Source organism: Micromonospora citrea, assembly GCF_049629545.1.
GTDB classification, from domain to species: domain Bacteria; phylum Actinomycetota; class Actinomycetes; order Mycobacteriales; family Micromonosporaceae; genus Micromonospora; species Micromonospora citrea_A.
The window spans coordinates 14,619-35,887 of record NZ_JBNADX010000015.1; the positions used below are offsets into that span (position 1 = coordinate 14,619).

The window sequence follows — 21,269 nt, forward strand, 5'->3', positions numbered from 1 at the left end:
GGTCACCGGTCACCGGTCGGCGGGGGCCGATCGGGCGGCCCGGGCCAGGCGCAGGTAGTCGCAGGAGTGCGGATGTTCGGCCAGCACCCGGGCGCAGCTGTCCAGCACGACGTCCAGCAGCGGCCGGCGGCCGCCCCGGGCGGCGAGCACCTCGCCCTGCCAGCCGGCGAAGTCCACCAGTAGTTGCGGGTCACCGACCCGGATCGCCGCGGCCAGGGCGTCCACCAGATGCCCGACGGCGGTGGCGAAGTCCTCGGCGCGCTCGTCGGGCAGGTCGACCTCGGTGACGGCGAGCTGCACGATGTCGCGCCGGCGGTGCAGCACCGCCACGTACTCGTCGGCTCCGGCGGGCGGTGGGGGCCCGGTGTGCGCCGCCGCGTGCAGCGGCCCGTCCAACAGCCGGGCCGCGTCCCGGGCGGTGGCGCCCCAGGCCGCCGCGCCGACCGGGGCCGCCCAGCGGCCGTCCGTGCCGAAGCCCGGCCCCCCGGCGACCACCGGCACCCCGGCCGCCCGGCAGGCCTCCACCATCCGCGCGGCCCGGATCAGCCGGCTGGGCTGCACACAGCTCAGCAGCACCGCGTCCGGGCCGGTCTGGTGCAGGTACGAGACCAGGTGCCGGGACGGGACGCTGGCACCGAGGAAGGTGACCCGCCAGCCCGCGTCCCGGACCACCTCGGCGACGATCCGGGCGGCCAGCGCGTGCCACTCGCCCTCGACGCAGGCCATCACCACGTGTCCGCGCTCCGCGCGCCGGCCGGTCCGGGCGGCGACCGCGTCGACCACCCGTTCGCTGACGTGGGTCGCGGCGTGCTCCTGGGCGACGCTCCACCGCCCGGTCAGCCAGCGCAGGCCGACCTCCCGCTGGGCGACGGCGACCAGGTCCACCAGCACGTCGGCGACCGAGGCCCCCGCGTCCAGCAGGCCGGTCGCGACCCGGGCGGCGGCAGCCGGATCGGCGCGGTCCAGGCAGTCGAGGTACGCCGTGACGTCGGCCGGCGTCACCGCCGGGGCGCTCCGGTCGTCCGCGCTCACGCGGGACCCGAGGCGCGGACGGCGAGCATGGCGATGTCGTCGTGGGCCTGCCCGTCCAACCATTCGTCGACCAGTTGCAGCAGCCGCTCGACCATCGCGGCCGGTGGCAGCCCGGCCGCCGAGGCGAGCGCCTGGAGCAGTCGCCGCTCACCGAACATCTCCACGGCCGCCGGGCCCCCGCGCGCCTCGGTCACCCCGTCGGTGTACGCCAGCAGCAGCTCGCCCGGGGCCAGCCTGACCTGCGCCTCGCGGAACGTCGCGCCGGTGAACGCGCCGATCGGCATCCCGCCCACCGGCACCCGGGTGCTGCTGCCGTCGGCGCGTACGACCAGCGGGGACGGGTGTCCGCCGCCGGCGATCCGGACCCTCGCGCCACCGTCGGGCTCGGGGTCGACGGTGCCGAGCAGCAGGGTGGTGAACTGGGCGCGGCGGGTGGCGTCCGGCGTGTCGAACAGGGCCCGGTTGAGCAGCCCCATCAGCTCCAGCGGGCGCTGTTCGACCAGGCGGAGGGTCTGCAACGACTGGCGGACCCGCCCGGTGAGCACGGCCGCGCCGACGCCCTTGCCGCAGACGTCGCCGAGGGCGAACATCCCGCCGGAGGCGGTGGGGAACACCTCGTAGAAGTCGCCGCCGATGCGCAGGCTGTCCCCGGCGGCCCGGTAGCCGCCGGCCAGGGTGAGCCCGGGCAGCGGCGGCAGTTTCGGCGGCAGGAGGCTGTTCTGCAGCACCCGCGCCAGGTGGGTCTGCTCGCCGTAGAGCTCGGCGGTGGCGATCGCGGCGCCGGCCCGGGCGGCGAACTCCCGGGCCAGTTCGATGTCGCGCTGGTCGAATCCGGGGCGCCCGGCCCGGCGGATCAGGATCAGGGCCCCGGCCGGGCCACCGGCGCCGGGCATCGGGCTGATCAGCACGGTGCCGGGGCGGCCGAAGGTGGCCGGCAGCACGTCGGCCAGGTCGGCCAGTTCGGCGTCGAGCCAGGGGCTGGGGTCGGTGGCGTGACCGTGCAGGGCCTCCGCGAGGCCGGGGACCGAGCCGGTGAACGTCCAGGGGGCGGTCCCGGTCACCGGGGCGGGGTCGTCCGCGGCGTACCGGATCCAGTGCGGCAGGTTCTCGGCGGGCGGGGGCGGATGGTGCACGACCAGCGCGGCGTCGGCCAGGTACGGCACCGGCAGGGTGGTGGCGGCCCGCAGCGTCTGGTCGCGGTGCAGGGAGAGGCCCAGGCGGCTGCCGGCCTGGGCGAGGAAGGCGGTGCGGGAACGCTCGGCGAGCAGCGCGTCGGTGCGCGCCTGCTCCTCGGTGACGTCCCGGACGTACCAGGCGCACCGGCCGGCGGCGAGCCGGCGGCAGACACCGCGCAGCCGGCGACCCCGGTGTTCGGTGTCGAAGGTTTCGGTCCCCTGCGCCACGGCGGCGGCCAGCGCCGGCACGGCGCAGTGCCCGAGGTCGATGCCGGGGGTCAGTTCGGGGAGGAGATCGCCGGCCATCGCGTTGACCAGGGTGACCACCCCGGCGTGGTCGGTGGTGACCACGGCCTCGGCGAGGCCGTCCAGCAGCTCACGGGCGAGCCGGGGATCGGCGGGCAGCGGCGCCTGCGGCGACTGCCGGGTACGCGGCCGGGACACCTTTCCGCCGCCGCTGACCGGCCCGGCGTGTCCGCCCCGGCGGGTCGTCGTCACCGCCGGGCGCCGGGCGCTTCGGCCTGTCGACCTCTGCGCATGCTGGTCGTGCACTCCTCGGTTGGGGGATCGTCGCCTGGGGAAAGGGTACCGAGGCGGTGGCGTGATCGCCCATCGAGGAAGCCCCGGTCACTCCCGGCGGCCGAGCCAACCGGACGGTCGGGCGATGATCCGGCGGACCACCGCGCCCGCGCCGCCGACGGCGGCGGACTCCGGCCCGAGGGCTGCCGCGCGGACCGTGACCGGGGACCAGGCGGCGGTGAGCACCCGGTCGGCCAGCTCGGCGGCGACCGGTGGGCGCAGCCAGGGGGCGAGCGTCGCGTATCCACCGCCGAGGACGACGGTGTCCAGGTCGAGCAGGTTGACCACGCCGGAGACGGCCACCCCGAGGGCGGTGCCGGCCGCGCGCAGCGCGTCGAGGGTCGCCCGGTCGCCCGCCCCGGCGAGGTCGGCCAGTCGCCGGGCGGCGGTGTCCGCCGGAAGGTCCGCGCCGGAGAGTCCGGCCGCGGCGAGGATGGCCTCCTGACCGGCGTACGTCTCCAGGCAGCCCCGGGCGCCGCACCGGCAGCGCGGTCCGGCCGGGTCGACCGGCACGTGCCCCAGCTCACCGCTCCAGCCCCGCACGCCCCGGAACAGCGCGCCGTCGAGCACGATCCCCGCGCCGATGCCGATCTCGCCGGAGACGTGCAGGAAGCTCGGCGTGCCGGGGGTGGCGTGCAGTTCGCCGAGGGCCGCCAGGTTGGCCTCGTTGTCGACGGTCAGCGCCGGGCCGTCCGCGACCGGCCCGGTCAGCGGCGGGTGCGCGGCGAGCAGGGCGGGCACGTCCACCTCGCGCCAGCCGAGGTTGGGCGCGAGCCGGACCAGCCCGTGGGCGTCGACCAGGCCGGGCACCGCCAGCGTCGCGCCGGCCAGGGTCAGCCCGTGCCGGTCGGCGGCGGTCCGGCCCCGCGCGGCCAGCTCGACCAGGCGGGCGAGGGCGTCGGCGGGGGAGAGGGGGCGCAGGTCGGCCCGGTGCACCTCGTGGTGGCGGACCTGGCCGGTCAGGTCGACCACGCAGGCGGCGAGGTAGTCGACGTTGACCTCCAGGCCGAGCCCGGCGGGTCCGTCGGCGGCGAGCCGCAGCCCGCGGGCGGGCCGGCCGGCTCCGGCGCGCGGCTCCGGTTCGGCCTCGTCCACCAGCCGGCCGGCGATCAGGTCGTCGACGACCGCGGAGACGGTGGCCCGGGTCAGGCCGGTGTCGGCGGCGATCGCGGCCCGGGAGGGCGGTCGGTCGGCGGCGGCGATCCGGCCGAGCACCACGGCGAGGTTGAGCTCGCGCAGGCTGCCCTGGCGGACCGCGCCGGTGGTACTGGCGCTGGTCACCGCTTGACAGTGCCACACCGGGGTCATTTAATTCAACCACTGAACAAATAGCGGACGACACCACCGGAGGTCTGCCATGGCACCCCGTCCCACCCCCGCCGACAAGTTCTCCTTCGGGCTCTGGACGGTGGGCTGGCCGGCCCGTGACCCGTTCGGCGACGCCACCCGGGGAGAGCTGGACCCGGTCGAGGCCGTGCACCGCCTCGCCGAGCTGGGCGCGTACGGGATCACCTTCCACGACGACGACCTGGTGCCCTTCGGTTCGGACGCCGCCACCCGCGACGCCCACCTGACCCGGTTCCGCAAGGCCCTCGACGAGACCGGCCTGGTCGTCCCCATGGTCACCACCAACCTCTTCAACCACCCGGTCTTCAAGGACGGCGGCTTCACCAGCAACGACCGCGACGTCCGCCGGTACGCGCTGCGCAAGGTGCTGCGCAACGTCGACCTCGCCGCCGAGCTGGGCGCCCGCACCTTCGTGATGTGGGGCGGCCGGGAGGGCGCCGAGTACGACCTGGCCAAGGACGTCCGCGCGGCGCTGGACCGCTACCGCGAGGCCGTCGACCTGCTCTGCCAGTACGTCGTCGACTCCGGCTATGACCTGCGCTTCGCCCTCGAGCCCAAGCCGAACGAGCCGCGCGGCGACATCCTGCTGCCCACCATCGGTCACGCGCTGGGCTTCATCTCCACCCTCGCCCACCCGGAACTGGTCGGCCTCAACCCGGAGGTCGGGCACGAGCAGATGGCCGGGCTGAACTTCGTGCACGGCATCGCTCAGGCGCTCTGGCAGGGCAAGCTGTTCCACATCGACCTCAACGGCCAGCGGGGCATCAAGTACGACCAGGACCTCGTCTTCGGCCACGGCGACCTGCTCAACGCGTTCGCCCTGGTGGACCTGCTGGAGCACGGCGGCCCCGGGGGCGGCCCCGCGTACGACGGGCCCCGGCACTTCGACTACAAGCCCTCGCGCACCGAGGACTTCGCCGGGGTGTGGGCCTCGGCCGAGGCGAACATGCGCACGTACCTGCTGCTCAAGGAGCGGGCCGCGGCGTTCCGGGCCGACCCGGAGGTGGCCGAGGCGCTCGCGGCCAGCCGGGTCGCCGAGCTGTCCACCCCGACGCTGAACCCGGGTGAGGGCTACGCCGACCTGCTCGCCGACTCCTCCGCGTTCGAGGAGTTCGACGTCGACGCGGCCGGGGCGAAGGGCTTCGGCTTCGTCCGGCTCAACCAGCTCGCCGTCGAGCACCTGCTCGGCGCGCGCTGAGGCGGGCCGCCATGCCGCTCGTCGCCGGGGTCGACTCGTCCACCCAGTCCTGCAAGGTCGTCGTCCGGGACGCGGAGACCGGCGCGCTGGTCCGGCAGGGCCGCGCGCCGCACCCGGACGGCACCGAGGTCGACCCCGAGGCCTGGTGGGACGCGCTGCGCACGGCGGTCGACGCCGCCGGTGGACTGGCCGACGTCGCGGCCGTCTCGGTCGCCGGCCAGCAGCACGGCATGGTCTGCCTGGACGAAGCCGGCCGGGTGGTCCGACCCGCCCTGCTCTGGAACGACACCCGCTCCGCCGACGCCGCCGCCGACCTGATCGCCGAGGCCGGTGGCGGCGAGGCGGGCCGCCGGTCCTGGGCGGAGGCGACCGGCAGCGTGCCGGTGGCCAGCTTCACCGCCACCAAGCTGCGCTGGCTGGCCCGGCACGAGCCGGACCGGGCCGCCCGGGTCGCGGCGGTGTGCCTGCCGCACGACTGGCTCACCTGGCGGCTGGCCGGCGCGCCCGGCCTGGACGCGCTGCGCACCGACCGGAGCGACGCCAGCGGCACCGGCTACTGGTCACCGCGCACCGGCGAGTACCGCCACGACCTGCTGGAACAGGCGTTCGGCCGGCGGCTGCGGGTGCCGGCGGTCCTGGGTCCGGCCGAGGTCGCCGGTCACCTGGCCCCGTCCGTCCTGGCCGCTCCGGGCGGCTCGTCGATGGCGTCGACCGGCACGGCGGTCGGCGAGGGAGTGACGCCGGCACCGTCCGGCGCGGCGGTGCTGCTCGGCCCGGGGGCCGGCGACAACGCCGCCGCGGCGCTCGGCGTCGGGGCCGGCCCCGGTGACGTGGTCGTCTCCATCGGCACCTCCGGCACGGTCTTCGCGGTCTCCGACGCCCCGGCCGCCGACCCCGGCGGCGCGGTCGCCGGCTTCGCCGACGCCACCGGCCGGTTCCTGCCGCTGGTCTGCACGCTCAACGCGGCCCGGGTGCTCGACGCCGCGGCGGCGATGCTCGGGGTCGGCCTCGACGAACTGTCCGACCGGGCGTTGGCCGCGCCGCCCGGGGCCGGCGGGCTGGTGCTGGTCCCCTACCTGGAGGGGGAGCGGACCCCGGTCCGGCCGCTGTCCACCGGGGCGCTGCACGGGCTCACCCTGCACACCGCGACCCCGGCGCACCTGGCCCGGGCTGCCGTCGAGGGGATGCTCTGCGCGCTCGCCGACGGCCTGGACGCGCTGATCGCGCAGGGGGCGCGTGCCGACCGGATCGTCCTGGTCGGGGGTGGCGCCCGCTCCGCCGCGGTCCGCCGGATCGCCCCGCAGGTCTTCGGCCGGCCGGTGCTCGTGCCGCCGCCCGGGGAGTACGTCGCCGACGGGGCGGCGCGCCAGGCCGCCTGGGTCGCCCTGGGCGGCGCGACGCCGCCCGCCTGGCCGGTCACCGGCGCCGAGGAGTACGCCGCCGAGCCGGTCCCCGCCGTCCGTGGGCGGTACGCCGCCGCCCGGGGCCGCACCGTGGACCGCGCCGACGCCACGCCCTAATGCGCTGTACGCGGCGGCCCCGGGTCGCGATGATCGGGCGATGCGCAGCACCCCCGAACCGTCCGGCGCTCCGACCGGCGTCGACCTGCCCTCGGCCCTGCAGTACGACGACGCGGACACCCCGTGCGACGTGGTGGACGCCCTGGTGCTGGCGGACTTCGTCACCGGCCGCCACCCGTGGTCGCGGACCGTCCGGCTCTCCCGGGTACGCCCCGAGGCGTCGCTGACGGTTCCCGACGGGCGACTGCTGCGGACCGCCATCGAGAACCGGCAGCGGTCCCGGCTGCTCGCCGGCGACGGCTGGACCGCGCGCGTGGTGACCTGGAAGGGGCGCGGCGCCGAGGTGACCGTGACGGCGGTCGACGACGAGGTCGGCCAGTCCGCGCTGGACCGGATCGTCGACGGGGCCGCCGAGCCGGACGCCCCGGACACCGCCCGGATCGGCTTCTGGCACCAGAACCCGCGCCGGGGCGCGCAGCGTGACCTGCGGTCGATAGTCGCCCCGGAGTGGGACACCATCCGGCCCAACTACAGCGCGTCGGCCGGCGCGGCCCTGGACGCGCTGATGGCGGTCACCCCGGAGAACGTCGCCGGCCGGCTGATCCTGCTGCACGGCGCGCCGGGCACCGGCAAGACCACCGCGCTGCGGGCGCTGACCCGGCACTGGCGCGACTGGTGCCAGGTCGACTGTGTCCTCGACCCCGACGTGCTCTTCGGCGACACCGCCTACCTGTCCGAGGTGGCCGTCGGCGAGGAGGACGACGGGGACGCCGGGACGACCCGCAAGTGGCGGCTGCTGATCCTGGAGGACTGCGACGAACTGATCCGGGGCGAGGCGAAGCAGGCGGCCGGGCAGGCGCTGTCCCGGCTGCTCAACCTCACCGACGGGCTGCTCGGGCAGGGCCGGGACGTGCTGGTCGCGATCACCACCAACGAGGACCTGTCCCGGCTGCACCCGGCGGTGGTCCGTCCCGGCCGGTGCCTGGCCCGGATCGAGGTGGGGCCGCTGTCGTACGCGGAGGCGACCGGGTGGCTGGGCGCCTCGGCCGGGGTGCCGCCGCAGGGCGCGACCCTCGCCGAGCTGTACGCGCTGCGCTCCGGAGCGGTCCCGAACACCGTCGTGCCGGTCGAGATCGGCGGGTACCTCTGAGCGGGCCGGTCGGGGCGGGGCCGGTCACCGGCCCGTGATCCGCACCTGGTTTGCTGCCGGTCATGGGTGGCACCAGGATCTCCCGGCGCGGGAACGCGGCGCACCGCCTCTACAGCGTCGTGGTGTTCGTGGTGCTCGCCTCGCTGGACAACGTGGCGATCGGCCTGGTGCCTCCGCTGTACGGGCCGATCTCCGGGGCGCTGGACGTGCCGCAGCGGCTGCTCGGCCTGGTCACCGCGGTGAGCTTCCTGGTCAGCGCGGTGGCCGCGGTGGCCTGGGCGTACGTGGGCGACCGGACGAACCGCAAACCGCTGCTCATGGTCGGCACGCTGATCTGGGCCGCCGGTACCGGCGGCAGCGCGCTGGCCCAGGACTACCCGACGTTCCTGGCCGCCCAACTCGTCGCCGCGGTCGGGCTGGGCGCGGTCGGTTCCGTCGGCTTCTCCGTGGTCACCGACCTGATCTCGCCCCGCCGCCGGGGCCTGGTGATGAGCTTCTGGGGCCTGTCGCAGGGCGTCGGCACGCTGGCCGGGACGCTCACCGGCGGCCTGCTCGGCAGCACCGACTGGCGGCGTCCGTTCCTGGCGCTGAGCGTGGTCGGCCTGGCGGCCACCGCCGCCTACCTCTTCACGTACGACGTCCGGCGCGGGCAGAGCGAGCCGGAACTGGCCGGCGCGATCGACGCCGGCGCCGAGTACGACTACCGGATCACCCGCGCCGATCTGCCCCGCATCCTGGCCCGCCGGACCAACCGTTGGCTGATCCTGCAGGGGCTGACCGCGCAGGCCGCGTTCGGCTCGCTGGTCTGGCTGCCGGTGCTCTTCGCCGAACGGGCCGAGGACCAGGGCTACTCGCCGGCCACCGCGGTGATGGTCGGCAGTGTCTTCGCCACCCTGTTCCAGCTCGGCGGGGTGCTCTCCATCGTGGGCGGGCTGGCCGGGGACGCGCTGCAACGGCGTACGCCGAGGGGGCGGGCCCTGGTCGCGGCGGTGGGCATCCTCGCGGCCCTGCCGTTCTACCTGGTCCTGTTCCTGGTCCCGGTGCGCATCGTGGTGCCCGACGGCGCGGGCGGCGCGGCGGTGGTCCGGGCGGTGCTGGCCAGCGTGGTGACCGAACCGACGGTCGGGCTGAGCCTGCTCACCGCCGTCGTCGCGCTGGCGCTGACCTCGGCCAACTCGCCGAACTGGTTCGCCCTGATCGCCGACGTCAACCCGCCCGAGCACCGGGGCACCGTCTACAGCCTGGGCAACCTGGTCAACGGGGTGGGCCGGGCGGCCGGCAACGGGCTGGTCGGCGTGGCCTTCCACGGCCTGCGCGCGGCGTTCCCACCGCCGCTGAACTACGCCGTCGGGCTGGCCGTCTTCCAGCTCTTCTTCATCCCCACCGGGTTCATGTACTGGCTCGCCTCGCGCACCTCGCCCGGCGACATCGAGTCCGTGCACGACCTGCTGCACGCCCGCGCCGACCGGCTCTGACCCGCGCCGACCGGAGGTTGATCCATCCACGCGATCAGGTCGGTAGCGTCCGCAACAGGCAGGTGGGACGGACCGGAACGGCCATCGCCGGGGGTGCCGGAGCGCCCGGCGGGCCGGGTGCGGCGCAGGGCGCACCGCCGGTCCGGATGGCGCGGGCCGGATCCACGCCGCCGTGCGCCGCGCCGCGCGGACGAAGCGTTCCGCCGGCTCCCGGACAGGCGCCGGGCGCCGGCGGACCGCTTCGCGTCAGCCGCGGACCCAGACCGTGACGTCGGTCGGGACCCGCCCGTCCTCGTCGAGCGGGGCGCTGCTGCACACCAGCTCACCGGTCGGGGCCGGGACGGCCGCCGCGCCGAAGTTGGTCAGCACGGTCAGCCCGCCGTTGCGGAACGCCAGCACCTCGTCGCCGGTGGAGAGCCACGCCAACGGCCCCCGGGCGAGCCCGTGCTCGCGGCGCAGCCGCAGCCCGGCGCGGTACATCTCGTACGTCGAACCGGGCACGTCGCGCTGCCGGTCCAGGGCGTACTCGGCCCAGGACGGCGGCTGGGGCAGCCAGCTCGCGTCGGTCGGCCCGAAGCCGTACGACGGGGCGTCGGCCTCCCACGGGATCGGCACCCGGCAGCCGTCCCGGCCGCGCTGGGTGTGGCCGCTTCGCGCCCACGTCGGGTCCTGCCGGGCCTCGTCGGGCAGCGTGGTGTGCTCGGGCAGCCCCAGCTCCTCGCCCTGGTAGAGGTAGGCGGAGCCGGGCAGGGCCAGCATCAGCAGGCTGGCCGCCCGGGCCCGGCGCAGCCCCACCCCGGCGTCCGGCTGCGGGTCGCCGATTCCGATGCCGTTGAGCCGGCCGCCACCGGTGGTGAGGCCCAGCCGGGACGCGTGCCGGACCACGTCGTGGTTGGACAGCACCCACGTCGTCGGCGCGTCCACCGCGTCGGTGGCCTCCAGGGACCGGGTGACGACCGCGTACTGGGCGGGCGCGGTCCACGCCGCGAGCAGGTACTCGAAGTTGAACGCCTGGTGCATCTCGTCGGGGCGGACGTAGCGGGCCAGCCGCTCGGCCGGCTCCACCCACGCCTCGGCCACGAGGACCCGCTCCCCGGGGTACGTGTCGAGCAGCCGGCGCCACTCCCGGTAGACCTCGTGCACGCCGTCCTGGTCCCACATCGGGGGCCGGGGCTTGTCCACGTCGTTGCCGGAGAGGATCTCCTGCGGCTCCTGCCAGTTCGCGAGGTCGGCCTGCTTGACGAGGCCGTGCGCGACGTCCACCCGGAAGCCGTCCACGCCCCGGTCCAGCCAGAAGCGCAGCACGTCGAGGAACTCCTCGCGGACCTCCGGGTTGTCCCAGTTGAGGTCGGGCTGCCCGGTGTCGAAGAGGTGCAGGTACCACTGGCCGGGCCGACCGTCCGGCTCGGTCACCCGGGTCCAGGCGGGGCCGCCGAAGACGCTCTGCCAGTCGTTGGGCGGCTGGTCGCCGTCCGGGCCCAGGCCGTCGCGGAAGACGTACCGGGCGCGCTCCGGGCTGCCCGGGCCGGCGACCAGCGCGGCCCGGAACCAGCGGTGCGCGGAGGAGGTGTGGTTCGGCACCAGGTCGACGATGACCCGGAGCCCCTTGGCGTGGGCCTCGGCGATCAGCGCGTCGGCGTCCGAGAGCTTGCCGAAGAGCGGGTCGACGTCCCGGTAGTCGGCCACGTCGTACCCGGCGTCGGCCTGCGGGGACGGGTAGAACGGGGACAGCCAGACCGCGTCGACGCCCAACTCGGCGAGGTGGCCGAGGCGCGCCGTGATGCCTGGCAGGTCGCCCATGCCGTCGCCGTCGGAGTCGGCGAAGGAGCGCGGGTAGATCTGGTAGATGACGGCCTCGGTCCACCACCCGACGGCCGGGCCACCGGGCTGTTCCTGCTGCGTCGCGTCGGTGTTCAGAGCCTTCTCCCTGTGTCGAGCGGTGCGGTGTCGAATCCGTTCAGTGTGCCCGCGGTGGCGCGGTCGATTCACGCACCACCAGCCGAGTGGGCAGGATCACCGGTTCCGGTGGGTCGCCCGGGTCGTCGGTACCGCGCTGCTCCGGCACCCGGCCGGCGTACGGGTCGGCGGTGCGGGTGCGCAGCGGGTCGAGCAGCAGCCGGACGGCGAGCCGCCCCTGCTCGGCGGCGGGTTGGGCGATGGTGCTCAGCCCCAGCACCCCGGCGAGGTCGTGGTCGTCGACGCCGATCACGCTGACGTCCTGCGGCACCCGCAACCCGGCGTCGCGCAGCGCGCTGATCGCCCCCATCGCCATCTCGTCGCAGGCGGCGAAGATCGCCGTCGGCGGCTCGCCCCGGGCGAGCAGTTCGGCGGTGGCCCGGGTGCCCCCGTCGATGGTGAACTGCGACTCCACGTCCAGGCTCGGATCGGGGTCGATGCCGGCGGCGCGCAGCGCCTCCCGGTAGCCGCGCCGGCGGTCCAGGTGGGTGGTGAAGGCCAGCTCGTCGTCCGGGTCGCCGGAGATGTGCGCGATCCGGCGGTGGCCCAGGTCGAGCAGGTGCCGGGTGGCGGTACGGGCGGCGGCCACGTCGTCGATGCGTACGCAGGGCCAGCCCGGCACGTGGCTGCCGGAGCTGATGGTGATCCCGGGCAGCTCCAGCCGGGCCAGCGCGGTCAGGTCGGCCGGGCGCAGCGGGGTGGCGACCAGCATGATCGCGTCCACCCGCTTGTGCAGGTTGGCGGTGCGCAGCACCCGCTGCCGGATCTGCTCGCGCCCGCCGAGGTTGTACAGCAGCAGGTCGTACCCGGCCTGGTGGAGGTGGTCCTCGACCGTCTCGACGACGGTGCCGAAGAACCACCGGGTGATCCGGGGGACCACCACGGCCACCGTCCCGGTCCGGCCACCGGCCAGCCGGGAGGCGCTCGGCGAGACCGCGTACTCCAGTTGCTCGGCGGCGGCGAGCACCCGCCGGCGCGTCGCGGCCGAGACCGTCGGCAGCCCGCGCAGCGCGCGGGAGACGGTGGCGGTCGAGACCCCGGCGAGCCGGGCGACGTCATCAATCCTGGTCACGATGTTCCCCCGCTCCACGACGGCGCCGCCGCCGCCCGGCACGCGGGCGGCGGCGGCCCGGCGTCAGCCCTTGACGCTGCCGGCGAGCAGACCCCGCACGAAGTAGCGCTGCAGGGACAGGAACACGATCAGCGGTACGACGATCGAGACGAACGCGCCGGCCGTGAGGCGCTGCCACTCGTTGCCCCGGGTGCCGGCCATCTCGGCCAGCCGGACGGTCAGCGGGGCGGTCTCGTTGCCGCCCCCGGCGAAGATCAGCGCGACCAGCAGGTCGTTCCAGACCCAGAGGAACTGGAAGATGCCGAAGGCCGCCAGGGCCGGGGTGACCAGTGGCAGGACGATGGTGCGGAAGATCTTGGGGTGGGTGGCCCCGTCGACCCGGGCCGCCTCCATCAGGTCCTTGGGCAGCTGGGAGATGAAGTTGTGCAGCAGGAACACCGCGAAGGGCAGGGCGAAGCAGGTGTGCGCGAACCACACCTGGGCGAACTTCTGCTCGTCCACCAGGTCCCAGGCCGGCATCAGGGTGACGCCGCCGAGCGTGACGCCGGTGGAGAAGAACTTCAGCAGCGGCACCAGGGCCATCTGCAACGGCACGATCTGCATCGCGAAGATCGCGATGTAGAGCCAGTCCCGCCCCCGGAAGTTGATCCAGGCGAGCGCGTACGCGGCCAGGGAGGCGAAGGCGAGCGGGAAGAGCACCGACGGGATGGTGATCGCCAGCGAGTTGATGAAGTAGCTGGCGAGCTGGCCGGACGAGGAGGAACTGCCGAAGAGCACCTCCTGGTAGTTCTCCAGGGTGAACTCGGGGTCGCTGAAGAACGTCCACCAGCCGGTGCTCTTGATCTGGTCCTCCGGCCGGAACGAGGAGACGAGCAGGCCGAAGGTCGGGATCGTCCAGAGCAGCGCGATGACGATCGAGATCAGGGTGGCGGCACGGGTGTTCAGCCGCTTGCGGACCCGGCCGGCGGTCGTGGTCTTACCGACGGCCTGGGTGCCGGCTCCGACAGTGGGCGTGGCGGTGGTCATCTCAGCCCTCCCGCTGCTGACGCAGGTTGCGGATCTGGTAGATCACGATCGGAATGACCAGGATGAACAGGAAGACCGCCAGGGCGGAGCCCTGCCCGTTCTCGCCGTAGCGGAACGCCTGGTTGTACATCTCGTTGGCGATCACGCTGGTGTCGTAGTTGCCGTTGGTCGCCGTGCGGACGATGTCGAAGACCTTGAGGGTGGCGATCGACAGCGTCACCACCACGACGATCAGCGCCGGCCGGATGCTCGGCATGGTGATCTGCCAGAACATCTGCCAGGGGCTGACCCCGTCCAGGCGGGCGGCCTCCACGATGTCGGCGGGAATGGCCTTGATGGCGGCGGAGAGCACCACCATCGCGAAACCGGCCTGGATCCACACCATGATCACGATGAGTAGGAACGTGTTGAGCGGTGACTCCAGCAGCCACTGCTTCGGCTCGCCGCCGAGACTGACCACGAACTGGTTGAGCAGGCCGATCTGCTCCTGCCCGTCACCCCGGAACGCGTAGACGAACTTCCAGATGATGCTGGCGCCGACGAATGAGATCGCCATCGGCAGGAAGATCAGGGACTTGGCGACCGCCTCGAACCGGGCCTTGTCCACCATCACGGCGTAGAGCAGGCCGAACGAGGTGGCCACCAGCGGGACCAGCAGCACCCAGATCAAGGTGTTGATCAGGACCCGGACGATCGAGTCCTCGGAGAACATCCACCCGTAGTTGCGCAGCCCCACCCAGTCGTTGCTGCCGGAATCCATGAAGGAGAGCAGCGTGGTGCGGATCGCCGGCACCACCAGGCCGACGGCGAGCAGCAGCAGCGTCGGCAGCAGGAAGAACAGGGCGAACATGCCCTCGCGCTGCTTCGGCCGCCGGGGCAGCGGAGTGCCGCTCGCCGCGGCGGCGACCAGTTGCGCCTCGCGACGACGGGCGAACCAGGACGGCACCACGTCGAGGAGCAGGAGCAGACCGCCCACCACCACGACGAAGGCGAGCAGCCCGTAGCCGAGCATGAAGAACTTGGGCTGTTCCTCCAGCCAGTCGAACTCCATCGACCCTCCTTCAAGGGTTCGGTAGTGGACCGGTGGCCCGGCCCCCGCGGGGACCGGGCCACCGGCTCAGATCACTTCCAGCTGCCCTCGATGCCGTCGAGCACGGTCTTGGTGTCCTTGCCGTTCACCCAGTCGACCATGCCCTTCCAGAAGGTGCCCGCGCCGACCGCGGCCGGCATCAGGTCCGAGCCGTCGAAGCGGAAGACCGTCTTCGGGTCCTGGAGGATGCCGACGGAGAGCTTGTCCACCGGGTTCGGCACGTTGGCGATGTCGAGCTTCTTGTTCGCCGACACCCAGTCACCGATCTTGGCGCGGGAGTTGGCGTACTCGCCGGAGGCCAGGTAGGTCTGCACCGCCTGGACCTCGGGACGGTCGGCGAAGGCCGCGACGAACTCGCCGCCGCCCAGCACCGGCTTGCCCTTGGCCGGGTCGATGGCCGGGAAGTAGAACGCGAAGACGTCGCCGTCCTCGGCCACCTTGGTGCCCTGCGGCCACTGGTTGGCGTAGAAGGACGCCTGGCGGTGCAGGGCGCACTTGCCGGTGGTGATCGGCACGCCGGCCTCCTGGAAGGAGGTGGTGGCGATGCTCTTCACGCCGCCGAAGCCGCCGTTGACGTACTTCTCGTTCTTGAGGATGGTGCCGGCCCGGTCGAGGGCGTCGGCGACCTTCGGGTCGTTGAACGGGATGCCGTGGGTGGTCCACTGGTCGTAGACCTCGGGACCCCCGGTGCGCAGCAGCACGTCCTCGATCCAGTCGGTGGCCGGCCAGCCGGTGGCGTCACCGGACTCGATGCCGGCGCACCACGGCTTGGTGCCGCTGGCCGCGATGGTGTCGCTGAGCTTGACCAGCTCGTCCCAGGTGGTCGGGACGGTCCAGCCCTTCTCCTTGAAGGTCTTCGGCGAGTACCACACGAAGGACTTGACGTTCGAGCCCAGCGGCGCGCCGTAGAACTGGCCGTTGACGGTGCTGTACTTCAGCCAGTCGGGGGAGTAGTTGGCCTCGGCCTCGGCCTTGGTCTGGGCACCGGCCGGCTTGAGCTTGCCGGAGTCGACGAACCGCTTCAGCAGGCCCGGCTGCGGGATGAAGGCCAGGTCGGGGGCGTTGCCGCCGTCGACGCGGACACCGAGCTGGGCCTCGAACTCGCCGGAGCCCTCGTGGTCGATCTCGATGCCGGTGCAGTCCTCGAACTGCTTCCAGGACTGCTCGAGGCGGTCGGCCTCGATGTCCCGGATGGACGAGTAGATGCTGACCTTCTTGCCGTCGTTGTCGCCGTACTTCTCGTATGCGGCGCACTCCGCGGAGCCCGCGTTGCTGCTCTTCTTGTCGTTGCCGGTGCCGCAGGCGGTGGCGCCGAGCGCCAGCCCCAGTACGCCGGCGATCGCGAGAGCCTGGCGTGATCTGGCAAACGCCATGCCGTTCTCCTTCCTTGCCGGCGCGTGGAGGGATCGAACCCGCGCCGGTCCGATGGTCGTCCACACATGTAAGCGCTTGCATCTCGATTGGTCCACCCCTGTTCGGACACGGCCCGGTAACAATGCCGAAACCTGCTCACCAGCCGTGGGCTCGCTCCCACGAACGGATCGGCGCAGGCTGGGGGTGGTTTCCGGGCAGGCATCTCTTCCCATCGATGGAGGTTTCTGTCACTCTCATCTCAAGCATCGAAGAATCTCTACGCGATGAGGTGGTGTGCGATGCGCAGACGGTGGTGGAGCCTGGCGGCGGCCGTGCTGCTCTCGGTGGGCGCCCTGGTGCTCCCGGCCAGCCCGGCGATGGCGGCCCCGACCTTCAAGGTCCCCTTCCCCTGCAACCAGTCCTGGACCGGGCAGACCCGGACCAATCACAGCCCGGCGTACGCGATCGACTTCAACCGCACCGACGACCTCGGCGACCCGGTGGTGGCCAGCGCCCCCGGCACCGTCGACCGGGTGACCGACCTCGGCGGCACCAGCTACGGCAAGTACGTCCGGATCAACCACGGCGGCGGCTACACCACCTACTACGCCCACCTCAACGGCTTCAACGTCTCGGTCGGCCAGACCGTCGGCTACGGCAAGGTGATCGGCTGGGTGGGCAGCACCGGCGGCTCGTCCGGACCGCACCTGCACTACGAGCAGCGGTACAACGGCAACGACATCCAGATCCGGTTCAACGGCGCGCTCGCGCTCTACTGGGGCTCGAAGACGTACACCAGCGACAACGGCTGCTCCGGCTCGACGACCGGCTCCGGCACCGTCAACACCGCCGGCGCGAACCTCACCGTCCGCTCCGGCCCCGGCACCGGCTACGACGCCGTCGGCTCGGTGGCCGACGGCGCCAAGGTGACCATCTACTGCCAGACCACCGGCACCAGCGTCACCGGCACGTACGGCACCAGCAACATCTGGGACCGGATCGGCAGTGGGAAGTACATCGCCGACGCCTACGTCTACACCGGGTACGACGGCTTCATCCCGAACGTGCCACGCTGCTGACGCCGGTAGGGGGTGTGGACCCGTAGCCGCCCGCACCCCCTACCGGGCCATCGCCTCAGGTGTTGAGCTGCCAGATGGAGAAGTTCAGGGCGGCGGCGAAGGTGACCCAGGCCCAGTAGGGCAGCATCAGCGCCGCGGCCGGTCGGGAGACCCGCAGGAAGAGCGCCACCGTCACCGCGATGGCCAGCCACATCAGTACGATCTCGGCGAACGCCAGGCCGTACTGCCCGGCGCCGAAGAAGAGCGGGGTCCAGATCGCGTTCAGCACGAGCTGCGCGGTCCAGGCCCAGAGTGCCGGGCCGAAGCCGACCTTCCGCCAGACCAGCCAGCCGGCGATCGCGATCAGCGCGTACAGGACGGTCCAGACCGGGCCGAAGAGCCACGAGGGCGGCGCCCAGTCCGGCTGCCGCAGGGCGGCGTACTCGTCGGTGGTGCCCTGCACCCCCAATCCGCCGATCGCGGCGGCGACCGTCACGGCCGCGCCGAAGCCGAGCAGCGCCCACCAGGTGCGCGCGCCGTGAGTGCGCGAGGTGCTCCGGGTTATCTCCATGGTCGAGATGTTTCCGCCAGTGAGGGTCGGCAAACCACCCCGGACAGCACAGCGCCGGGGCCGTCGGTTCCGGATCTCCAGGTCTGGGAGGACGGAGAGGTGGAATCGACGACCCCGGCGGGTCCGGTGGTGTGAACCGGCGTCAACTGAAGATGCTGACGCCACCCGGGCCGACCAACAGGCCGACCACGATGAGGACTACGCCCCACAGGATCTGCCGGCGGAACAGCGCGAGGATGCCGGCGACCACGAGTACCACTGCGAGAATCCAGAGAATCAGCTCCATGGCTGCTGAATACCCGTCGGGTGCAGCCCGGAAACCTGATCAGCCGACCAGATGATCTCCGAGGTGGAAGACGCTGTACGCCTGCTTGATGACCGGGTGGGCGACGTTGCGCACGCGTACCCCGCCCGGGGTGGTGCCCCGCTCCGTGCCGTGGTGGGCGTGCCCGTGCAGGGCCAGCGCGGTCGGCGCCGAGTCGATCGCCTGACCCAGCTGGTACGACCCGAGGAACGGGTAGATCTCCAGCGGCTCGCCGGCGAGCGTGTCGGGTACGGGGGAGTAGTGGGTGAGCGCGACCAGCAGGTCGCAGTCCAGGTCGCGCAGCGCCCGGCCGAGCGCGTCGGCGCTCTCGTTGGTCGTCCGGACGAACGCCTTCATCTCCGGCTCGCCGAAGTCGCTGGCGCACCGCCCGGCGAAACCACCGCCGAAGCCCTTCACCCCGGCCACGCCGAGCCGGCCGCCGGGGGTCTCCAGGACGACGCCGGTCCCCTCCAGCACCGTGATGCCGGCGTCGGAGAGCACCTTCACCACCTGCGGCACCTGGTCGCACTGGTGGTCGTGGTTGCCGAGCACGGTGATCACCGGCACCCCGAGGCCACCGAACTCCTGCGCCACGCAACGCGCCTCGGACTCGGTGCCGTGCCGGGTCAGGTCGCCGGCGAGCAGCAGCACGTCGGCGTTGCCGGGCAGTTCCTCCAGGGCGGGACGGAACCGGCCGACCACGTCCTCGTCCAGGTGAACGTCGCCGACGGCGGCGATCCGGATCATCGTCGGGTCCTCCTCACGGCAGCTCCTCCGCCTGGGTCGGCGCCTGCGTCCGGATCACGCCGATGTCACTGGTGACCGGCACGTCCGGGAAGCGCTCGGAGACCCGGCGCAGGATCTCCTCCCGCCGGTGCGGGCTCTCCACCTCGCCGTAGAGGACCAGTCCGCGCTCGCGGCGCACCACGGTGATCCCCTGCTCGGCGACGTCCGGGTCCTCGGCGAGCATCCGGTGGATCTCCGCCTCGACGTACTCGTCCGGCGGGCCGGCGCCATGCTCGGTCACGATGTCTCCTTCCCTTCGGGCGTACGGGCGTACGGCACCGGGGTGCCGGCGTACGGGACCACGTCCAGCCGGTCCAGCAGCACCAGGAACGCCTCGGCGTACGGCGAGTGCTGCGTGTCCTTCCGTACCCGTTCCCAGTCGATCTGTTCCCGCAGCGACCGGGCCAGCGGCAGGCCGCGGGCGAAGTCGCAGTAGTGCTGGGAGAAGCTGAGCAGCTTGTGCACCATCAGCTGGGTGGCCGACAGGACCGGCATGTGGATGGCGTCGACCGGACGGACCACCGTGTCGGCGAAGGTCTCCCCGGTCACCGGGGTCTCGATCGGCCGGTGGATCAGGTCGACCATCCGTCCCTCGTCGTAGACCTTGACGAGCCAGTCCTCCGGCGGCCGTTCGGCGGTGAAGCCCTCGGCGGTGAGCGCCTCCAGCGACCGCTCGACGTCCTCCTCCCGGATCAGGAAGTCGACGTCGTGCTCGCTGGAGTGCCCGCCGTGCGCGTACACGGCGAAGCTGCCGCCCAGCGCGAAGGGGATCTCGTTCTGCTTGAGCACGGCGGCGACCCGCTTGAGGGTGTACAACAGGCTCTCGTCCCCGCGCTCGGCCATCTGGTGCTCCCGTCGGTCGTGTGAAGGTGGACAGGCGGTCGGAAATGACATCGCGTACCCGGCAGGCCGCCCGCCCACACATCCCGGGAGTCGATGGGCGGGCAGTGGGGGACGAACCTGGACGAAGCGCCGGGAGGTGAGCATGGGTCGGATAGTCTGTGCAGGGTGGCCAGATCACTGCGGACGACCGGCGGCGGGGCCCGACTACGCCGGGTCGCCCTGATCGGCATCGACGGCTCGGGCAAGACCACCCAGGCGCACCGGCTCGCCGACGCCCTCACCGAGGCCGGTCGACCGGCCACCTACCACCGCAACGCCGGCGGCCGGCGCTGGCTGGGCCGGCTCGCCCAGCGGCTGGGCCGCCCCGACGCGCAGCGCCTGGTCGGGCGCAACGGCGTGCTCGCCGTGGAGTCCGTGCTGCGTTGGCTGGCCATCGCCGCCGCGCTGCTGAGCTGCCTGGTGACCGGGCGGGTGGCGGTGATGGACCGCTACGCCGCCTGCCAGTACGCCAGCATCCGGGCGCACGGCGGGCAGCGCTGGGAGCGGCTGGCCCGGTTCGGCTACCGGATCTTCCCCCGCCCGCAGGTCACCTTCCTGCTCACCGTCGACCCGGCGGAGGCGTACCGGCGGATCGAGCGGCGGGGCACCGACCACGAGTCGATGGACTGGCTGGCCGCCGCCGACACGGCGTACCGGACGCTGCCCGAGTACGCCGGCTTCGTGGTGGTGGACGCCTCGGGGCCGCCGGACGAGGTGTCCCGCCGGATCCTGGCCCACCTCTCCGAGTGGCTGCCGTCCGGCGGTGTCGCACCGCCGGCCCCGACACCGCCGCAGCGGGCGGCGCCGGTCGTCGAGCCGCCCCGGGAGCCGGAACGGGCGGTGGCGCCGGTCGTCGAGCCGCCCCGGGAGCCGGTGGTGGCTCAGGCCCGCCCGTAGACCGGGACGGCCGCGCCGCTGGTCGGGGCGGACTCGTCGGAGGCGAGGAAGCGGATCACCGGGGCGATCTCGGCCGGGCCGACCCAGCGGCGGTGGTCGGCTCCCGGCTGGGCGGCCCGGTTGGCGGGAGTGTCGATCACGCTCGGCAGCACCGTGTTGCAGCGCACCCCGGACCCCTTGTACTCGACCGCGACCGCGTTGGCGAAGGCGAGCACCGCCGCCTTGGCGGTCGCGTACCCGGCCGCGCCGGGGAAGGGGGCGAGCGCGGCCCGGGCCGAGACGCAGACGACCGCGCCGCCGCCGGCCGCCATCAGGTGCGGCAGGGCCGCCTGGGTGACCAGGTAGGTGGGGCGCAGGTTGATCGCCAGCATCCGCTCGAACTCCTCGACCGGGGTCTCGTGCACCCGGCCGCCGCTGGCGTACCCGCCGACCAGGTTGACCACCGCGCGCAGCGGCGCGGCCGGGTCACCGGCGGCGACCTCGACCGCCCGGGTCACCGCCACCGGGTCCAGCAGGTCCGCGGTCGGTCGCACCACGCCCTCGCCCGCCGGCCCCGCCGGGGCCCCGCTCTCCCGCTGCGGTACGACCACCCGCCAACCCGCCTGTATGAAGGCGGCGGTCACCGCCCCGCCGAGCCCGCCCGTTCCGCCGGTGACCAGCACACTGCGATCCGCCATGGGGCACACGGTAACCCGGTCGATTCGACCGCCGGGGACGAGGCGCGTCATGCTGCGACGACGGTCGGTGCCGGGTCCCGGCATCCGAGGGGGATACTTCTGTCGGATACGTGCGGTGATG

At 73.5% G+C, this 21,269-nt stretch carries 19 protein-coding genes and 1 pseudogene; 6 read left to right on the plus strand and 14 right to left on the minus strand.

Annotated elements, in window-relative coordinates; translation table 11 throughout:
* Positions 1 to 9 precede the first annotated feature (9 nt).
* From ACPFP2_RS17265 to ACPFP2_RS17275, 3 genes are all read right to left on the minus strand, one after another.
* Positions 10 to 1,032: a cobalamin B12-binding domain-containing protein gene (locus ACPFP2_RS17265; RefSeq protein ID WP_424090200.1), complete on the minus strand. Its 1,023-nt coding sequence runs from the start codon at positions 1,030 to 1,032 to the stop codon at positions 10 to 12.
* A complete protein-coding gene (locus tag ACPFP2_RS17270; RefSeq protein ID WP_424090201.1) occupies positions 1,029 to 2,705 on the minus strand; it encodes a PP2C family protein-serine/threonine phosphatase in 1,677 nt (558 codons plus the stop codon). Before ACPFP2_RS17270 ends, ACPFP2_RS17265 begins: the two co-directional genes overlap by 4 nt.
* A gap of 129 nt (positions 2,706 to 2,834) precedes the next feature.
* On the minus strand, positions 2,835 to 4,094 hold the full coding sequence (locus tag ACPFP2_RS17275; protein WP_424090202.1) for an ROK family protein: 1,260 nt from the start codon (positions 4,092 to 4,094) through the stop codon (positions 2,835 to 2,837).
* Between the two features lie 49 nt (positions 4,095 to 4,143).
* Between ACPFP2_RS17275 and xylA the strand changes: the two genes are divergently transcribed.
* From xylA to ACPFP2_RS17295, 4 genes are all read left to right on the plus strand, one after another.
* A complete protein-coding gene (gene xylA / locus ACPFP2_RS17280; protein WP_424090203.1) occupies positions 4,144 to 5,331 on the plus strand; it encodes a xylose isomerase in 1,188 nt (395 codons plus the stop codon).
* A gap of 11 nt (positions 5,332 to 5,342) precedes the next feature.
* Complete coding sequence (xylB, locus tag ACPFP2_RS17285; RefSeq protein ID WP_424090204.1) at positions 5,343 to 6,851, plus strand: xylulokinase; 1,509 nt, start codon at positions 5,343 to 5,345, stop codon at positions 6,849 to 6,851.
* 40 nt (positions 6,852 to 6,891) lie between these two features.
* Positions 6,892 to 8,001 (plus strand): DUF5925 domain-containing protein, encoded by a 1,110-nt coding sequence (locus tag ACPFP2_RS17290; protein WP_424090205.1) that lies wholly within the window; start codon positions 6,892 to 6,894, stop codon positions 7,999 to 8,001.
* A gap of 62 nt (positions 8,002 to 8,063) precedes the next feature.
* Positions 8,064 to 9,476, plus strand: a complete 1,413-nt coding sequence (locus ACPFP2_RS17295; RefSeq protein WP_424090206.1) for an MFS transporter — start codon at positions 8,064 to 8,066, stop codon at positions 9,474 to 9,476.
* A 246-nt stretch (positions 9,477 to 9,722) separates the two neighbouring features.
* Here the strand turns inward: ACPFP2_RS17295 and ACPFP2_RS17300 are convergent, their stop codons facing one another.
* The 5 genes from ACPFP2_RS17300 to ACPFP2_RS17320 all read right to left on the minus strand — a co-directional run bounded on the left by ACPFP2_RS17300 (position 9,723) and on the right by ACPFP2_RS17320 (position 15,993).
* Positions 9,723 to 11,393, minus strand: coding sequence for a glycoside hydrolase family 13 protein (locus tag ACPFP2_RS17300; RefSeq protein ID WP_424090320.1), 1,671 nt, complete (start codon positions 11,391 to 11,393; stop codon positions 9,723 to 9,725).
* Between the two features lie 40 nt (positions 11,394 to 11,433).
* The gene (locus ACPFP2_RS17305; protein WP_424090207.1) at positions 11,434 to 12,504 is read right to left on the minus strand and encodes a LacI family DNA-binding transcriptional regulator; all 1,071 of its coding nucleotides are present in this window, start codon (positions 12,502 to 12,504) and stop codon (positions 11,434 to 11,436) included.
* Positions 12,505 to 12,567: 63 nt separating this feature from the next.
* Positions 12,568 to 13,530: a carbohydrate ABC transporter permease gene (locus tag ACPFP2_RS17310; protein ID WP_424090208.1), complete on the minus strand. Its 963-nt coding sequence runs from the start codon at positions 13,528 to 13,530 to the stop codon at positions 12,568 to 12,570.
* A 1-nt stretch (position 13,531) separates the two neighbouring features.
* Positions 13,532 to 14,581, minus strand: coding sequence for a carbohydrate ABC transporter permease (locus tag ACPFP2_RS17315; protein WP_424090209.1), 1,050 nt, complete (start codon positions 14,579 to 14,581; stop codon positions 13,532 to 13,534).
* A gap of 71 nt (positions 14,582 to 14,652) precedes the next feature.
* Positions 14,653 to 15,993 (minus strand): ABC transporter substrate-binding protein, encoded by a 1,341-nt coding sequence (locus ACPFP2_RS17320; RefSeq protein WP_424090210.1) that lies wholly within the window; start codon positions 15,991 to 15,993, stop codon positions 14,653 to 14,655.
* Positions 15,994 to 16,272: 279 nt separating this feature from the next.
* Between ACPFP2_RS17320 and ACPFP2_RS17325 the strand changes: the two genes are divergently transcribed.
* Positions 16,273 to 17,052, plus strand: coding sequence for a peptidoglycan DD-metalloendopeptidase family protein (locus ACPFP2_RS17325; protein ID WP_424090211.1), 780 nt, complete (start codon positions 16,273 to 16,275; stop codon positions 17,050 to 17,052).
* Between the two features lie 55 nt (positions 17,053 to 17,107).
* Here the strand turns inward: ACPFP2_RS17325 and ACPFP2_RS17330 are convergent, their stop codons facing one another.
* The 5 genes and pseudogenes from ACPFP2_RS17330 to ACPFP2_RS17350 form a co-directional block, all read right to left on the minus strand.
* On the minus strand, positions 17,108 to 17,602 hold the full coding sequence (locus tag ACPFP2_RS17330; RefSeq protein ID WP_424090212.1) for a TspO/MBR family protein: 495 nt from the start codon (positions 17,600 to 17,602) through the stop codon (positions 17,108 to 17,110).
* A 142-nt stretch (positions 17,603 to 17,744) separates the two neighbouring features.
* Positions 17,745 to 17,888, minus strand: a complete 144-nt coding sequence (locus tag ACPFP2_RS17335; RefSeq protein ID WP_167179460.1) for a GPGG-motif small membrane protein — start codon at positions 17,886 to 17,888, stop codon at positions 17,745 to 17,747.
* A pseudogene (locus ACPFP2_RS17340) lies at positions 17,879 to 18,653 on the minus strand (metallophosphoesterase family protein). Before ACPFP2_RS17340 ends, ACPFP2_RS17335 begins: the two are co-directional and overlap by 10 nt.
* 13 nt (positions 18,654 to 18,666) lie before the next feature.
* On the minus strand, positions 18,667 to 18,876 hold the full coding sequence (locus ACPFP2_RS17345) for a hypothetical protein (RefSeq protein WP_231933675.1): 210 nt from the start codon (positions 18,874 to 18,876) through the stop codon (positions 18,667 to 18,669).
* A 53-nt stretch (positions 18,877 to 18,929) separates the two neighbouring features.
* On the minus strand, positions 18,930 to 19,586 hold the full coding sequence (locus tag ACPFP2_RS17350) for a nucleotidyltransferase (RefSeq protein WP_424090213.1): 657 nt from the start codon (positions 19,584 to 19,586) through the stop codon (positions 18,930 to 18,932).
* A 114-nt stretch (positions 19,587 to 19,700) separates the two neighbouring features.
* Between ACPFP2_RS17350 and ACPFP2_RS17355 the strand changes: the two genes are divergently transcribed.
* Positions 19,701 to 20,471, plus strand: coding sequence for a thymidylate kinase (locus ACPFP2_RS17355; protein WP_424090214.1), 771 nt, complete (start codon positions 19,701 to 19,703; stop codon positions 20,469 to 20,471).
* Here the strand turns inward: ACPFP2_RS17355 and ACPFP2_RS17360 are convergent.
* The gene (locus ACPFP2_RS17360; RefSeq protein ID WP_424090215.1) at positions 20,456 to 21,148 is read right to left on the minus strand and encodes an SDR family NAD(P)-dependent oxidoreductase; all 693 of its coding nucleotides are present in this window, start codon (positions 21,146 to 21,148) and stop codon (positions 20,456 to 20,458) included. The two genes, ACPFP2_RS17355 and ACPFP2_RS17360, sit on opposite strands and share 16 nt — an antisense overlap.
* Positions 21,149 to 21,269: the final 121 nt, after the last annotated feature.

Bases quoted from the DNA above. Each gene is read 5' to 3' on its own strand.
- ACPFP2_RS17275 (WP_424090202.1), bottom strand. From the start codon at position 4,094: ATGACCCCGGTGTGGCACTGTCAAGCGGTGACCAGCGCCAGTACCACC.
- xylA (WP_424090203.1), top strand. From the start codon at position 4,144: ATGGCACCCCGTCCCACCCCCGCCGACAAGTTCTCCTTCGGGCTCTGG.
- xylB (WP_424090204.1), top strand. From the start codon at position 5,343: ATGCCGCTCGTCGCCGGGGTCGACTCGTCCACCCAGTCCTGCAAGGTC.
- ACPFP2_RS17290 (WP_424090205.1), top strand. From the start codon at position 6,892: ATGCGCAGCACCCCCGAACCGTCCGGCGCTCCGACCGGCGTCGACCTG.
- ACPFP2_RS17295 (WP_424090206.1), top strand. From the start codon at position 8,064: ATGGGTGGCACCAGGATCTCCCGGCGCGGGAACGCGGCGCACCGCCTC.
- ACPFP2_RS17310 (WP_424090208.1), bottom strand. From the start codon at position 13,530: ATGACCACCGCCACGCCCACTGTCGGAGCCGGCACCCAGGCCGTCGGT.
- ACPFP2_RS17315 (WP_424090209.1), bottom strand. From the start codon at position 14,581: ATGGAGTTCGACTGGCTGGAGGAACAGCCCAAGTTCTTCATGCTCGGC.
- ACPFP2_RS17320 (WP_424090210.1), bottom strand. From the start codon at position 15,993: ATGGCGTTTGCCAGATCACGCCAGGCTCTCGCGATCGCCGGCGTACTG.
- ACPFP2_RS17325 (WP_424090211.1), top strand. From the start codon at position 16,273: ATGCGCAGACGGTGGTGGAGCCTGGCGGCGGCCGTGCTGCTCTCGGTG.
- ACPFP2_RS17330 (WP_424090212.1), bottom strand. From the start codon at position 17,602: ATGGAGATAACCCGGAGCACCTCGCGCACTCACGGCGCGCGCACCTGG.
- ACPFP2_RS17335 (WP_167179460.1), bottom strand. From the start codon at position 17,888: ATGGAGCTGATTCTCTGGATTCTCGCAGTGGTACTCGTGGTCGCCGGC.
- ACPFP2_RS17345 (WP_231933675.1), bottom strand. From the start codon at position 18,876: ATGCTCGCCGAGGACCCGGACGTCGCCGAGCAGGGGATCACCGTGGTG.
- ACPFP2_RS17350 (WP_424090213.1), bottom strand. From the start codon at position 19,586: ATGTCATTTCCGACCGCCTGTCCACCTTCACACGACCGACGGGAGCAC.
- ACPFP2_RS17360 (WP_424090215.1), bottom strand. From the start codon at position 21,148: ATGGCGGATCGCAGTGTGCTGGTCACCGGCGGAACGGGCGGGCTCGGC.